Genomic DNA, 13,610 nt, shown 5'->3' with positions numbered 1-13,610 from the left:
GCGGATATTTTGGTCTTTATAGAAAACAAATAGTTATCCATAACTGTAGAATATACCTAAGAATGCTCTATGCAAAATTTACCAAAGGATCTTTGAGATTGTTCAAGTAAAGGATATAAATAACAAGGAATGTATCGACAACTTGTCTTAATGGTAAGTCGTCGATATCAACTCGGACACATAATCCCAAAATTTCGGGATTATATCCTTATTGGCGGCGTAGCTCAGTTGGTTAGAGCGGTCGGCTCATACCCGGCATGTCATAGGTTCGAGTCCTATCGCCGCTACCAACCTAAAATAGGAGAAATAAAGGGGTCAGGTCTCTACACTTGACAAATCTACAAATCGATACTTTTTTCCAATCTCAATAGTAGTTTATTCAATCCTTTATCTTTTTCCCTGGATCTCTGTGTTCGTATAACTGCTTGAGTTATCCACAGCCGTAGGGCATGCTTAAGCATGCCCTACGGGTTTAAAACTCCGGGTTAATCAGCACAAAAGTTAGTTTTTTTATTTGACATTGGGATAGTTATAGGGTATACTTTAACAGTCGTTCATCTTTGAAAAAAGTGTTTTTTTGCTTTTTAATTAAACACTTTTAAAAAGTTTTAAATATAGCTACGATAGAAATAAACAAACAAGAATAAGAATTAAAGGAGATAATTTTATGGATAAAATAAAAATCAGGAAAAGATTAATAGCAATAATAGGGGTGTTGCTTTTTTTATGTTTTTCGGTTTCTCCGGTAATGGCTCGGAACATAAGAGAGATGACAGGCAGAAGGGCTTTGCGTGCGATGCCCCGAAGTGGAAACCGTTACCTGAAGCCAGTTGTTACTGTCAAGGAGAACGAGAACAAAACTACTTTGTATAAATCGACAAGTAAACCTGTTGTAGGCGGTGTGATTGGCAAGATGACTCAAAAGGTTATAAATATTATATATAAAGTCGTAGGGGTTATAATCAACAAAGCTAAGTTGGTAAATGGAACAAACCGTCCAGTAGTCTACACCGTAACCGGAGATCCCGAAGAAGGAATAGTTCCATCCTCACACATTACCGGCGAAGAGCTTTTTGATAAAGACGGTAATTTAGTTATAGTTGATGAACGAATACTAATATCTCATTACGATGATTATATCTATAGAGTCCCTACAGGGTCAGGAGTCCCTGCAACACTTGCAGTATTAGCTATACATGACTATATGCGTTCTGATATAGTGTTGTATTATCTTACGGATAAAAGGGAACAAATAGCCTCTGATGAACTTGGCCGAAAGTATAAAGTAAAGGTAGGTCTTAATGGAGGAGTAAGCTGGCAGCGCTGGAAAGGTGTATGGGCTAAACCAATAAATAACAGCGGAATAGTGGTTATGACGTATAAAGAGGGTAAGTGCATTGATTTTAAAGTGCTCCGAAAAAGGAAAATTACGAAATAGCGGTGTATGAAAAAGTTAGTTTTTTACTTGAAATTAGGGCAATAAAAGAGAATAGAAAAACAATATTATGGTCAGTATAATATTCGCCAGATAGTTTCGGAGACAGATAATTTCGGAAAGCTTCCGGAGATACAGTACGTTAAATATTGTGTCCCCGGAATTTTTTTGTCTTTGCACGGGCGGAATTTAATGCTATAATAATAACCGCCTTATTTCATTACCGTTGGAGAAAAATAAATTGGCCAGGAACTTTATGCTGCTTTATGGGAAGAATTCGGTTTTTGAGCGGTTGAAGGCAAGTCCTAAGAGCATAAAAAAAATACTGTTAGATAATAATTTCAACCTTCCGCAGATGGAAAAATCAATCAAGACAAATAATATTCCGGTAGAGCGTCTGCCTTCTTCCCGATTAGCCAACCTTAAGCGCGCCAAAGACCTGCAGGGAATAGTTGCAAGGGTAGATAAGTTTAAATATATCCTTTTTGAGAATTTGTTGAATAAACCTAAAAATGAGCAATTAGCGCTGATATTTCTGGATAGAGTAAATGACCCTCATAATTTAGGGGTTATTATCCGCACTGTGGCCTGCTTTGGCGGGTTTGGGATCGTGATTCCTAAATTTGAAGCCTGCGAAGTCAATGAAACAGTTTTGCATGTAGCTTCTGGAGGCGAAAATTATACTCCGATATCAATGGTAAACAATCTTCCCAATGCTGTAATTAAGGCCAAGGAATCTGGCTACTGGATTATCGGGGCTGTAGTCAGCCAGGAGGCAGAAGACATAAATAAGGTTTCTTTGCCTTTTCCAATAGGAGTTGTTCTGGGATCTGAAGGCGGAGGTATTCGTCACGGGCTTGGAAAACACCTTGATCTAAAGGCATATATTCCGATGCAGGGAGCTAAACTTTCGTTTAATGTTAATATGGCTTGCGCTATTTTTTGCCATGAAATCTCTAAACATAGAAAAAACCATAACTAAATACAGAATGTTATCCAGAGGGGACAAGGTACTGGTCGGTGTTTCCGGAGGCCCGGATTCAATAGCGCTTGTTGACCTGCTTTATTCCCTGAAACGCAAATATGGCCTGAAGCTGTATCTTGCTCATTTAGATCATATGATCCGGGGCGATCAGTCCCGGGCTGATGCTGTATTCGTTCACGGTCTGGCAGATAGGCTGGGATTGCCGGTTATTTCGAAAGTTAAGGATGCCGTATCTTTCAGCCGGAAGAGAAAACTAACGCTTGAACAAGGGGCAAGGATAATAAGGTATAAGTTTTTTTTAGAAACAGCTGAAAAAATCAGGGCAAAAAAAATAGCCTTGGCTCATAATGCGGATGACCAGGCTGAAACGGTATTGATCAGGATTATTCGGGGAACAGGGCTGGAAGGCCTGGGCAGCATGCATCCGGTTTCTGAACGGGAAGGGATAACCATAATCCGTCCTTTGATCGAAATATGGAAAAAGGATATTTTAAGCTATCTAACACAAAGAAGGCTAAACTTTAAAATAGACTCTTCTAACAAAAACAAGGCCTATTTTCGCAATAAAGTCAGGTTAGGGCTTATTCCTTATCTATCCAGGGAGTATAATCCCAGGATAAAGGAAACACTTTTCCGTTTGGGTGAATCTGCCAGAGAAGATTATAGCTATCTGGCGGACAGGACAAAAGAAGCCTTTCTAAAATTAACAGGCCCCGGGAGCTCTTATTCAGAGGCTGGTTTTTCAATAAAAAAATTAAAGAAACATTCAATAGCCATCCAGAGAGGAATTATACGGCTGGCGATTAAACAAATAAAAGGGAATTTGCAAAAGATTAGTTATCAGAATTGGAAAGACCTGGATGGATTGATTAAAGATCCGGCTGGGAACAAATTTTTAGATTTAAGCGAAGGAATTAAAGCAAGAAAAGAATATGACAGAGTTGTCTTTTATAAAAAGCCAGGTTCCTCAATAGTAAAGAAATTTAGATATCCGCTGAGGGTCCCGGGGGTTACAACAATTCCAGAAACCCGGTTGCGCGTTGAGGCAAAGTTAGTTAAGAAAACAATCAGAAAAAAACAAAAAGATAAAACAAGCGAAATTTTTGACTACAACAAACTCAACCTTCCCCTTTTATTAAGAAATAGGACCAAGGGAGACAGAATTAGGCCTCTGGGCATGAGCAGAGAGAAGAAATTAAAAGATATATTTATCGATCAGAAAGTTCCGCTTTTAAAGCGAAATTCCACGTTGGTCATTGTATCGGCTGACGGAGAGATTGTCTGGCTGGTCGGCCTAAAGGTCTCAGACAGGTTTAAGATCACGTCTCGGACAAAGCAGATCTTAAAAATAACCTTGTATTCTTAAGTTTTTTTTGCTAAACTAATAATTTACACAAGGAATCTAAAATGCCTGACAGGAATGTTAACAGGAACAAAAACAACCGAAACAAAAAGAAAAAGCCGGTCAAGCCAAACAGAACCTCGGTTATTTGGATAATAATAGGCTTAGGCTTGCTCTATCTCTATAGTTTTCAGGCCGCTTCCATGGGACAAGGGCCTAAAAATCTGTCATATTCCCAATTTTATCAGTTAGCTGAAGATGGAATGGTCAAAAGCTGCCAGAAAACGGAGAATGTGCTTCGCGGAATGCTGATTGATGGAGGTGGTTATACCGTAAACGTTCCCGGCCAGGACCAGGATTTGATCAAACTCCTCAGAGAAAATGTGGAAGATTTCAGAATAGAGCCGGCTAAGACCATACTGGTAAGCTTGCTCTACTCCCTGGGCCCGGTAGTATTATTCATCACCTTTTTGTGGTTTTTCTTATATCGTGGTGCTCAGCAAGGGGGCGGCAAACTGCTTTCTTTTGGCAAATCCCGCGCCCGACAGATGGTTTTGGGCAAAGAAAGGACTACATTTAGGGATGTAGCCGGGGTAGATGAGGCAAAAGAGGAATTAAAAGAGATCATAGAATTTTTAAAAGACCCGAAAAGGTTTCAACGCCTGGGGGGTAAAATCCCCAAGGGCGTGCTTCTGATGGGTTATCCCGGCACAGGGAAGACCTTGTTAGCTAAGGCGGTGGCCGGAGAAGCCAATGTTCCTTTTTTCAGCATTTCTGGTTCTGATTTTGTCGAGATGTTTGTCGGTATCGGCGCGGCCCGGGTTAGAGACCTTTTTGAACAGGCAAAGAAATCAACTAAAGGTACAGGCCATGGCGCGATTATTTTTATTGATGAAATAGATGCAGTTGGCCGGCAGAGGTTTGCCGGTATCGGCGGCGGGCACGATGAACGGGAACAGACATTAAACGCACTGCTTTCTGAAATGGATGGGTTTGATACCCAGGCAGGCGTTATTCTTATCGCTGCCACCAATCGGCCGGATGTCCTGGATTCAGCTTTGCTTCGGCCGGGCAGGTTTGACCGGAGAGTCGTGGTGGACCGGCCGGATATAAAAGGAAGAGAGGAAATATTAAAGGTGCATACGCGGAATATAAAACTGGATAAATCAATTGATTTAAAAGCGATTGCCCGGCAAACCCCCGGTTTTTCCGGAGCAGATATAGCAAATCTTACCAATGAGGCCGCGATACTTGCTGCCCGGGAAGACAAGGAATCAGTAGGTAAGGAAGATCTGGAATCAGCCATTGAGAGGGTTATCGCCGGTCCGGAAAAAAAATCAAGGGTGATTAATAAGGAAGAAAAAATCTTAACTGCTTATCACGAATCCGGGCATGCCTTGCTTGCTTTGATTATTTCAGAGGCTAATCCTTTACATAAAGTATCGATTTTGCCTCGGGGAATAGCCCTTGGTTATACCATGGCCCCTCCTTTGGAGGATAAACACATTTACACCAAAAAGAAGTTGATGGTTGAAATTACTGTGGCTTTAGGCGGAAGGGTGAGCGAAAAAATTATGTTTGATGAATTGAGCACCGGGGCAGAATCCGACCTTAAAATAGTTACCGAAAAAGCCAGGATGATGGTAACCCGGTTTGGAATGAGCGAGAAACTCGGGCATATCAGATTTGGCAAGTCCCGGCAGGAAATATTTCTCGGCCGTGATATAGGAGAAGAAAAGAATTATAGCGAGGCAACAGCCTTGGCAATAGATCAGGAGATTCGCAAGATCGTGGATAGTTGTTATCAGCAGGCCGAAGGCTTGCTTTTAAAACACAAAGATGAACTTAAGCTTCTAGCAGACACTCTGTTAGTAAAAGAGGTTCTGGATGGTCAGGAAGTAGCCAGGATCGTAAAGATAAATGAAGACAAGCAGGGTAGGTAAAAAAATGAAAGCAAGGGCAGTAGAAATATTTGATCAGCTTGATGCCAGCCGTCAAATGAAAGAGATTGGCGTAAGTTCCCGAGGAATCGAGTTAATGAAACTCAAGGCTGTTAACCGGGCGGTCAGGCTAAGCAGAATTGACGCAGGAACTGGCAACATCATTAAACAGGAGATGCTCGCTTTAGGAGGAGAAGCTGCTGTTGAAAAGGAGGTTATTACTGGAAAGGCCGGGCCTTCGGACTGTGTTCTTTTGGGGACGCTGGCCCAGCTTAAAAAACTTTGCTTAAAACTGAACCAGCAGCCGTTCGGGTTGGACGAGATCGGTAAATCAATAGAAGATGTTTTGAATAATTATGAAATAAAAGATATCAAGTTAAAATGTGGCAGGTTTATTTTTGACTTTAACAACAAGGCCTGTCTGATGGGGATACTCAATTTGACCCCGGATTCTTTTAGCGGGGATGGAGTGTACCGGCAGGTCGATAAGGCAGTCAAGATTGCTGAGCAAATGGCTGAGGATGGAGCTGATATTATCGATGTTGGCGGACAGTCAACAAGGCCGGGATCGAAAGGCATTGATAAAGAAGAAGAGATAAGTAGAGTGATGCCTGTTATAAGAAAGTTGGTTAAAAGAACCAAAATTCCTATTTCAATAGACACTACAAAATTCGAAGTAGCCCAGCTAGCTTTAGATGTGGGCGTTTCTCTGGTTAATGATATTACCGGTTTGCGGGATGATCCCCATCTGGCAAAGATAATCGCTAAATATGATGCCGGAATAGTAATCATGCATATTAAAGGCAGGCCGCGTACTATGCAAAAGGCCCCTAAATATGATTCTTTGGTTTCCGAGATGATCGACTGGCTTAAAGAAGGCATTGAAATAGCTGAAGGAGCATCTATAGAACGGGAAAGAATAATTATTGACCCGGGTATTGGTTTTGGAAAAACCGTTGAACATAATTTGGAGATCCTGAAGAGACTTCGAGAGTTTAAAAGCTTAGGCAGGCCAATACTGGTTGGCACTTCAAAAAAATCTTTAATCGGCAACATACTTAACTGTCCGGTCGACCAGCGTCTTTTGGGAACGGCTGCAACCGTGGCCATAGCTATAAATAACGGTGCCAGCATAGTGCGAGTCCATGACGTAAAGCAGATGGCGCAGGTGGTAAGAATGACTGAGGCGATCATTAAACATAAATAAAGTAACGAGATGTGCTCTTTGCTTTTGAAGAAATTTGTGTATAAGGAATAAAGAATGACGGAACTTTGGAAGCCCTTGTTGGAAATTGCGATAATCTGGTTTGTTTTTTACTGGATTCTTGTTTCTATTAAAGGGACCAGGGCGATACAAGTATTAAAAGGCCTGGTGATTTTATTTATCGCGTTTTTTATCGCTCAAATCTTCCATCTTACCAGCATTAACTGGCTATTAACAAAGATTTTTGCAATAAGCATAATAGCCCTTTTGATAATTTTTCAGCCCGAACTTCGCCGGGGCCTAGCTCATCTTGGGCGCAATCGTTTCTTTGCGATTTTTTCCCGGGGAGAAGAAACAGTCAACGAAATAGTCAAGGCTTGCACGTACCTTTCTAAGCGAAAGATCGGGGCGCTGATTGCCATAGAAAAGGACATTGGATTAAAAGTTTATATTGAAAGCGGAGTTGCAATGGATGCTAAGGTAACCAGTGAGCTTATCCAGACGATCTTTATGCCCAATACCCCGCTGCATGACGGCGGAGTGGTTATTAAAGAAGAAAGGCTTGCAGCCTCAGGTTGCCTGTTTCCATTAACTCAAAATCCTTCAATTGGCAAGACAGTGGGGACTCGTCATCGGGCAGCCCTGGGGCTTACTGAAGAGACGGATGCGGCTTGTGTGGTTATAAGCGAAGAAACCGGCGCTATTTCAGTAGCTATTGGTGGCAAATTGACCCGTGATTTAGAACCGCAGACCTTAAGGAAGGTTTTAAGGAACCTCTATATTTCCAGGCAGAGTAAGCAGCAAGTTAAACACAGCTACTGGCGTTTTAAAAAGCAAAGAGTGCCGGAGAAACGCCAATGAGAATAAAGACGTGGTTGTTGAATAATATCGGCTTAAAGGTACTGTCTTTGGTTATGGCAATACTTCTCTGGCTTTATATAGCCGGGGAGCAGGAAGGGATAGATCTTAAATCCGTGATTGATTTTTTGCGCTATAAAATAGAAATAAAAACCCAAGGGTATAAATAATGCCGTTGCTTGGTGTAAATATTGATCATGTGGCTACGTTAAGGCAGGCCAGGGGAGGAAAAGAGCCTGACCTGGTTCAAGCGGCCAGGATAGTAGAACAGACCGGGGCCGGATCAATAGTAGTCCACCTTCGCGAAGATCGGCGCCATGTTAATGAAAAAGATGTCAGGTCATTAAAAAAGATGGTTTTTACTAAATTAAACCTTGAGATGTCTATCGCGCCTGAGATAGTAGACTTGGCTATTCAGATAAAACCGGATCAGGCGACATTAGTGCCGGAAAAAAGACAGGAGCTTACTACCGAAGGCGGCTTGGATCTGGTAAGCGCAGAGCAGGAGATTAAAAGAGTAGTTTTAAAGTTAAAGAACGAAGGCATTAGGGTCAGCCTGTTTATTGACCCGGTTAATATTCAGGTAGAGGCCTCGAAAAGCGTAGGCGCAGATTTAATCGAGCTTCATACCGGTAATTTTGCCAATGCGGCTGATCAGGCAACCCAGAACCATCAGTTGACTGACCTGATTAAAGCCAAGGATTTAGCTGTTGAGAAAAAATTAATAGTAGCAGCCGGACATGGCTTGAACTATCAAAATGTTAAGAGGATAACCGAGATCAACGGTATTGAAGAGTTAAATATTGGACACTCGATTATTTCCCGGGCCGTGTTTGTTGGATTGGATAGGGCTGTTCGGGAGATGCTGGAATTAATATGATAGCTGGCAGCGGCATAGATCTAGTAGAAATAGAGCATTTTAAGAAAGCCCTTGACAGATGGAATGATAAGTTAATTAAAAGAGTCTTTACCGATCGCGAAATAAAATACTCTTTAAACAAAAAGTCTTCGGTTGAACATCTGGCGGCAAGATTCGCCGCTAAGGAAGCTGTGCTTAAAGCCTTTGGCAATGAAAAAATAAAAGCGATAAGATTGCGCGACATCGAAATTCTGAATGATAAAAGCGGTAAACCCGAAGTCAATTTTTCCAACTCGGCTAAGAGATTAGGAGAAAATTCGAGAATCAACAAGATAGCCATAAGTCTCTCCCACACAAAAAAGTTTGCCTTGGCCAGCGCTATCTTAATCGCAAACGCCGAGCCGTGATTATTAATAAACAATTTTTAGAAATCATTGCGAAGAGAAAACAGAATTCCCATAAGGGTGATTATGGCCATGTTCTGGTTTTGAGCGGCTCAGAGGGCATGACCGGAGCTGCCAGTTTATGCAGTCTGGGGGCGCTTCGTTCAGGGTGCGGTCTGGTTACTTTGGGGATTCCGCGGAGCCTTAACCCGATAATGGAGGTTAAGCTTACCGAAGTTATGACCAAGCCTCTTGTTGAAACAACCAATGCCTCGTTAAGCTTGAAGGCAGCTCCGGAAATCAAACGCATCTTAAAAGATGTTGATGTGGTTGCTTTAGGTCCAGGGCTTACTACCAACAAAGGGACAAAATCGTTAGTCAATGAATTAATAAAAACCATAAGTAAACCATTAGTTCTTGATGCTGATGGATTGAATTGCATAGCTGGGAATAGTTCAGTCTTGAAGTTAATTAAATACCCGGTGGTAATTACTCCCCATCCCGGGGAAATGGCCAGGCTGGCCAGGATGGAAATCGACACTATCCAGAGAAATCGGCAGAAGGTCGCTAAAGATTTTGCCAATAGGCATAATCTGGTAGTCGTGCTTAAAGGCTATCAAACCGTTGTTGCCGGCCCTGAAACAGATAGTTATGTGAATAAAACCGGTAATTCCGGTATGGCTACTGCTGGAGCGGGTGACATCCTGACCGGAATGATTGCTTCTTTGATCAGTCAGGGGATCCCGGAATATGAAGCAGCAAAATTAGCGGTTTATACCCACGGAAAAGCCGGGGACTTAGCGTCTAAAAAAAAGGGTAAGATCAGTTTGATTGCCAGTGATATCCTGGATAACTTGGCGGCAGTGTTTAAAGCGCTTTCTTAACTTAAGTTTTGCTTTGAGATAAGTTTTGCCGGGGTAGCTCAATGGCAGAGCAGGGGTTTTGTAAACCTCAGGTTGTAGGTTCAAGTCCTATCCTCGGCTCTTGAACCGTAGAAGTTTTGGGCAGGTGACGGAGTGGCCAAACGTACCAGACTGTAAATCTGGCGGTCTTAGACCTACGGAGGTTCGAACCCTCCCCTGCCCACCATGTAACCACAGATGGGCACAAACGTAAAAGACATCTGTGCCAATCTGTGTAAAAATCGCGAGAGTAGCACAGTGGTAGTGCAGTAGCCTTCCAAGCTACCTACGTGGGTTCGATTCCCATCTCTCGCTCCAATGAGCAAATAATTTACAAAAAATCAAAGATTTTTTGTAAATTATATTGCGAATTGGTACCGACAATTTGCCTCAACGGCAAGTTGTCGGTACCTTAATCGAAGATTTTCATACGCTGATGGAAAAAACACTAAACCTACTTAAAACTAAATGCATGCCGGGGAATTTTGAGAAGCTCGTGATGTTAAATAATCCGGCGCTGCTTGATTTTCTGGCAAAGTATGTAGAGATCTGCAGACCTGATAAGATTTTTGTTTCAACTGACCGGCCGGAAGATATTTCCTTTATTAGAGAAACAGCAGTGAAGAATGACGAAGAAGGTAAGCTTTCCATAGACGGTCACACGGTTCATTTTGACGGTTATTATGACCAGGCCAGGGATCAAAAAAACACAAAATTTCTTTTAGCAAAAGGCGTTGATTTAGGACCCAATATAAAGTCCACGGATAAAAAAGAAGGATTAAAAGAGATTTATGGTTTTTTAAAAAATAGCATGAATGGCCGGATGCTTTTTATTCAGTTTTTTTGTTTAGGCCCGACAAATTCCGAATTTTCCATACTTGCGGTTCAGCTTACTGATTCCAGTTATGTGGCCCATTCCCAGGATTTACTTTATAGACTGGGTTATGAAGAGTTCAAAAAACTGGATAAACCTCAAGCATTCTTTAAGTTTGTGCATTCTGCCGGAGAACTTAAAAATGGTGTCAGTAAAAATGTTGACCAACGCCGGATATATATTGATATCGAAGAGGATATTGTTTATAGCGTAAACACTCAGTATGGCGGTAATACCCTTGGGCATAAAAAACTGGCAATGAGATTGGCGATAAATAAGGCGTCTGAAGAGTCCTGGCTGACAGAACATATGTTTCTTATGGGGGTTCACGGCCCAAAAGGCAGAGTAACTTATTTTACCGGGGCGTTTCCTTCGCTTTGCGGAAAGACTTCTACTTCTATGCTGAAGGGAGAGACCATAGTCGGAGATGATATAGCTTATCTTAGAGTGAAGGACGCAGAGATTCGCGCAGTTAACGTAGAAAAGGGAATGTTCGGAATAATCCAGGGCATAAATTCAAAAGATGATCCTATAATATGGAAGGCTTTAAACTCAGCTGGCGAGGTTATATTTTCAAATATATTAGTTACTGAAGATAATCACGCTTACTGGCTTGGAAAGAACACTGGGTCTCCTGAAAAAGGTTTTAATCACGCAGGCAACTGGTTTCGTGGAAAATTAGATGCCGATAGTAAAGAAGTACCGTTATCACATCCTAATGCCCGTTTTACTCTTGGTATAAAGTTGCTGGAAAATATAGATCCGGAGCTTAACAATCCGGAAGGTGTTGCGGTAAAAGGGATAATCTATGGCGGTCGTGATTCAGATACATGGCTTCCCGTTGAGCAGTCGTTTAACTGGAAACATGGAATAATAACCAAAGGCGCGTCTTTAGAGTCAGAAACCACAGCCGCCGCTTTAGGAAAAAGCGGTATTAGGAAATTTAATCCAATGGCAAACCTGGCTTTTCTTTCTATACCGATAGGTAAATATATTAAAAACAACCTGAAATTTGGCGGTAGCATAACGTCTCCACCGCTGATATTCTCGGTAAATTACTTTTTAAAAGATAACAAGGGTAATTTTATAAATGATAAAATAGATAAGGCAGTATGGCTTAAATGGATGGAGCTTCGCGTTCATAACGAGGTAGGGGCGATTAAAACTCCAACCGGGTATATTCCGAAGTACGAAGATCTTAAAAAGCTGTTTAAAGAAACGTTTAATAAAGATTATAGCCAAGAAGATTATATAGCGCAGTTCACTCTAAGAGTTCCGGAAAATCTTGTCAAGATCGACAGAATCATTAAGATCTATAAAACTAAAGTTCCTGATACACCGGACATTTTATTTAAGATACTTAAGGAGCAAAAAAAGAGGCTGGAAGATATAAAATTAAAAAAAGGAGATTATATAACTCCAAACACATTTTAAAAGAGGGGGAAAATATGTTAAACATAACAAAAAAAGTATTTGTTTTAATTTTAATTTTTTCTTTTATAGCCAATAGTTATGTGTATGGCCGGGGAGGAAAAGAGCGGGCAGCCAGAAAACAGCGGGAAATAGAGAAAATGCAAAAACGGTTTGAATGGTGGCCGACAGATGCTACTCCGCGTCCGGTAAAAGACAAGTACCGCTCAGGCTACTGGTGGTGGCCAACCCGGCCTGGCGAAATAACACCCTGGGGGAACAGGGGCTATGTCTACCTTTATAAGATTATCTACGATTATAAAGCTGAAGAACTTCCACCGGCTAAGCCCGAAGAACCAAGGCCGTCTTTATTGATCAAAAAGATAATCAAAAATATAAAGGTTTACTTTGACTTTGATAAAGCCGGAATACGCGATGATGCAGTTGTGATTTTAGAACGCGCGGTAAAAACTCTTAAAAAGAACCCCGAAGCAACTATTCTGATCACCGGTAACTGCGACCGTCGCGGCCCAGAAGCCTATAATTTAAAATTAGGCAAACGCCGGGGTGATGCGATCAAGAATTTTATGCTGGAAAGAAATGTTTCTCCTGAGCATATCCTGATAGTCAGCAGGGGTAAGCTTGATGCTGTTGCGCCGATTACAGACCTTGTCGGTATGCAGAAGGACAGAAATGCCCAATTTATGATTGCTGAGGTACAAGAGGTAATGTTATCTAAGCGCGAAATAGATTCTACAGAAGAGGCAGTGCCTCTGGAAGAAGGCAAATACATTTTGGAGAAAAAAGAAGTAGTAGAGACAGAAGTAAGAGTTTCCACTAAAGAATATATAATTAAGAAAAACGACTCACTTTGGGATATAGCCAAAGAACAATTAGGCAGCGGGCATCGCTGGAAGTATCTTTATGAATTGAATAAGGATAGGATTAAAAATCCCGACAGGCTCGAAGCCGGAACTTCTATTATTATACCTATCGAATAATTTTCATATCCCTAAACTACCAAATGAGTTATGTAGCTTATAATTAGTCCATAGTTGTCATTTTTTAAAATTTTTTTAAAAATCCTTGACAAAGATTTTTTTTATGTTAGTATAATATCTTTACTTGTATATTCTAACTATATAGGTTAAGTAAGATAAAATAATATATATTTGGGCGGTGCGAAGATTTGATTTGTGCTATAGTAATCTTCGTAAAAAGACAGGTGTGTCTTTTTTTGCCCATGTAGCTCAGTTGGTAGAGCGTATCCTTGGTAAGGATAAGGTCCCCGGTTCAATCCCGGGCGTGGGCTCTTGATGAAAAAGGAGGTAACTTATGGCCAAAGAAAAATTTGAACGCACCAAACCTCATATCAACATCGGCACTATTGGGCACGTAGATCATGGAAAGACTACTTT

Annotated in this window: 12 protein-coding genes and 5 tRNA genes; all 17 read left to right on the top strand. The window is 41.3% G+C overall.

Features of this window, described 5'->3' with window-relative positions:
- Nucleotides 1–213: 213 nt before the first annotated feature.
- The 17 genes from U9Q08_02705 to U9Q08_02625 all read left to right on the top strand — a co-directional run bounded on the left by U9Q08_02705 (nucleotide 214) and on the right by U9Q08_02625 (nucleotide 13,504).
- Nucleotides 214–290 (top strand) — tRNA-Met (locus tag U9Q08_02705).
- Nucleotides 291–667: 377 nt separating this feature from the next.
- The gene (locus U9Q08_02700) at nucleotides 668–1,438 is read left to right on the top strand and encodes a hypothetical protein (protein MEA3328625.1); all 771 of its coding nucleotides are present in this window, start codon (nucleotides 668–670) and stop codon (nucleotides 1,436–1,438) included.
- A 223-nt stretch (nucleotides 1,439–1,661) separates the two neighbouring features.
- Complete coding sequence (locus tag U9Q08_02695; protein ID MEA3328624.1) at nucleotides 1,662–2,417, top strand: TrmH family RNA methyltransferase; 756 nt, start codon at nucleotides 1,662–1,664, stop codon at nucleotides 2,415–2,417.
- A 7-nt stretch (nucleotides 2,418–2,424) separates the two neighbouring features.
- Nucleotides 2,425–3,786: a tRNA lysidine(34) synthetase TilS gene (gene tilS / locus U9Q08_02690; GenBank protein ID MEA3328623.1), complete on the top strand. Its 1,362-nt coding sequence runs from the start codon at nucleotides 2,425–2,427 to the stop codon at nucleotides 3,784–3,786.
- Nucleotides 3,787–3,827: 41 nt separating this feature from the next.
- Complete coding sequence (gene ftsH, locus U9Q08_02685) at nucleotides 3,828–5,705, top strand: ATP-dependent zinc metalloprotease FtsH (GenBank protein ID MEA3328622.1); 1,878 nt, start codon at nucleotides 3,828–3,830, stop codon at nucleotides 5,703–5,705.
- Complete coding sequence (folP, locus tag U9Q08_02680) at nucleotides 5,683–6,909, top strand: dihydropteroate synthase (protein MEA3328621.1); 1,227 nt, start codon at nucleotides 5,683–5,685, stop codon at nucleotides 6,907–6,909. The genes ftsH and folP overlap by 23 nt, the downstream gene beginning before the upstream one ends.
- Before the next feature lie 54 nt (nucleotides 6,910–6,963).
- Nucleotides 6,964–7,767: a diadenylate cyclase CdaA gene (gene cdaA, locus U9Q08_02675; GenBank protein MEA3328620.1), complete on the top strand. Its 804-nt coding sequence runs from the start codon at nucleotides 6,964–6,966 to the stop codon at nucleotides 7,765–7,767.
- Complete coding sequence (locus U9Q08_02670; GenBank protein MEA3328619.1) at nucleotides 7,764–7,934, top strand: hypothetical protein; 171 nt, start codon at nucleotides 7,764–7,766, stop codon at nucleotides 7,932–7,934. The genes cdaA and U9Q08_02670 overlap by 4 nt, the downstream gene beginning before the upstream one ends.
- The gene (locus tag U9Q08_02665; protein ID MEA3328618.1) at nucleotides 7,934–8,644 is read left to right on the top strand and encodes a pyridoxine 5'-phosphate synthase; all 711 of its coding nucleotides are present in this window, start codon (nucleotides 7,934–7,936) and stop codon (nucleotides 8,642–8,644) included. Before U9Q08_02670 ends, U9Q08_02665 begins: the two co-directional genes overlap by 1 nt.
- Complete coding sequence (acpS, locus tag U9Q08_02660) at nucleotides 8,641–9,030, top strand: holo-ACP synthase (protein ID MEA3328617.1); 390 nt, start codon at nucleotides 8,641–8,643, stop codon at nucleotides 9,028–9,030. The genes U9Q08_02665 and acpS overlap by 4 nt, the downstream gene beginning before the upstream one ends.
- The gene (locus tag U9Q08_02655) at nucleotides 9,027–9,890 is read left to right on the top strand and encodes an NAD(P)H-hydrate dehydratase (GenBank protein ID MEA3328616.1); all 864 of its coding nucleotides are present in this window, start codon (nucleotides 9,027–9,029) and stop codon (nucleotides 9,888–9,890) included. Before acpS ends, U9Q08_02655 begins: the two co-directional genes overlap by 4 nt.
- Nucleotides 9,891–9,917: 27 nt before the next feature.
- A tRNA-Thr gene (locus U9Q08_02650) sits at nucleotides 9,918–9,989 on the top strand.
- A 19-nt stretch (nucleotides 9,990–10,008) separates the two neighbouring features.
- Nucleotides 10,009–10,095: transfer RNA gene (locus U9Q08_02645), tRNA-Tyr, on the top strand.
- Between the two features lie 57 nt (nucleotides 10,096–10,152).
- Nucleotides 10,153–10,226 (top strand) — tRNA-Gly (locus U9Q08_02640).
- 118 nt (nucleotides 10,227–10,344) lie between these two features.
- The gene (locus tag U9Q08_02635; protein ID MEA3328615.1) at nucleotides 10,345–12,216 is read left to right on the top strand and encodes a phosphoenolpyruvate carboxykinase (GTP); all 1,872 of its coding nucleotides are present in this window, start codon (nucleotides 10,345–10,347) and stop codon (nucleotides 12,214–12,216) included.
- 14 nt (nucleotides 12,217–12,230) lie between these two features.
- A complete protein-coding gene (locus tag U9Q08_02630; protein ID MEA3328614.1) occupies nucleotides 12,231–13,193 on the top strand; it encodes an OmpA family protein in 963 nt (320 codons plus the stop codon).
- A 238-nt stretch (nucleotides 13,194–13,431) separates the two neighbouring features.
- Nucleotides 13,432–13,504, top strand: a tRNA-Thr gene (locus U9Q08_02625).
- Nucleotides 13,505–13,610 lie beyond the last annotated feature (106 nt).

Source organism: Candidatus Omnitrophota bacterium (genome assembly GCA_034717435.1).
Classification (GTDB): Bacteria; Omnitrophota; JAUWXU01; order JAUWXU01; family JAUWXU01; genus JAYELI01.
The sequence above is the reverse complement of the archived record's forward strand: the minus strand, read 5'-3'. Positions and strand labels throughout refer to the sequence as shown.

Bases quoted from the DNA above. Each gene is read 5' to 3' on its own strand.
- U9Q08_02635 (MEA3328615.1), top strand. From the start codon at position 10,345: ATGGAAAAAACACTAAACCTACTTAAAACTAAATGCATGCCGGGGAAT.
- U9Q08_02665 (MEA3328618.1), top strand. From the start codon at position 7,934: ATGCCGTTGCTTGGTGTAAATATTGATCATGTGGCTACGTTAAGGCAG.
- U9Q08_02630 (MEA3328614.1), top strand. From the start codon at position 12,231: ATGTTAAACATAACAAAAAAAGTATTTGTTTTAATTTTAATTTTTTCT.
- acpS (MEA3328617.1), top strand. From the start codon at position 8,641: ATGATAGCTGGCAGCGGCATAGATCTAGTAGAAATAGAGCATTTTAAG.
- U9Q08_02670 (MEA3328619.1), top strand. From the start codon at position 7,764: ATGAGAATAAAGACGTGGTTGTTGAATAATATCGGCTTAAAGGTACTG.
- ftsH (MEA3328622.1), top strand. From the start codon at position 3,828: ATGCCTGACAGGAATGTTAACAGGAACAAAAACAACCGAAACAAAAAG.
- folP (MEA3328621.1), top strand. From the start codon at position 5,683: ATGAAGACAAGCAGGGTAGGTAAAAAAATGAAAGCAAGGGCAGTAGAA.
- cdaA (MEA3328620.1), top strand. From the start codon at position 6,964: ATGACGGAACTTTGGAAGCCCTTGTTGGAAATTGCGATAATCTGGTTT.
- tilS (MEA3328623.1), top strand. From the start codon at position 2,425: ATGTTATCCAGAGGGGACAAGGTACTGGTCGGTGTTTCCGGAGGCCCG.
- U9Q08_02700 (MEA3328625.1), top strand. From the start codon at position 668: ATGGATAAAATAAAAATCAGGAAAAGATTAATAGCAATAATAGGGGTG.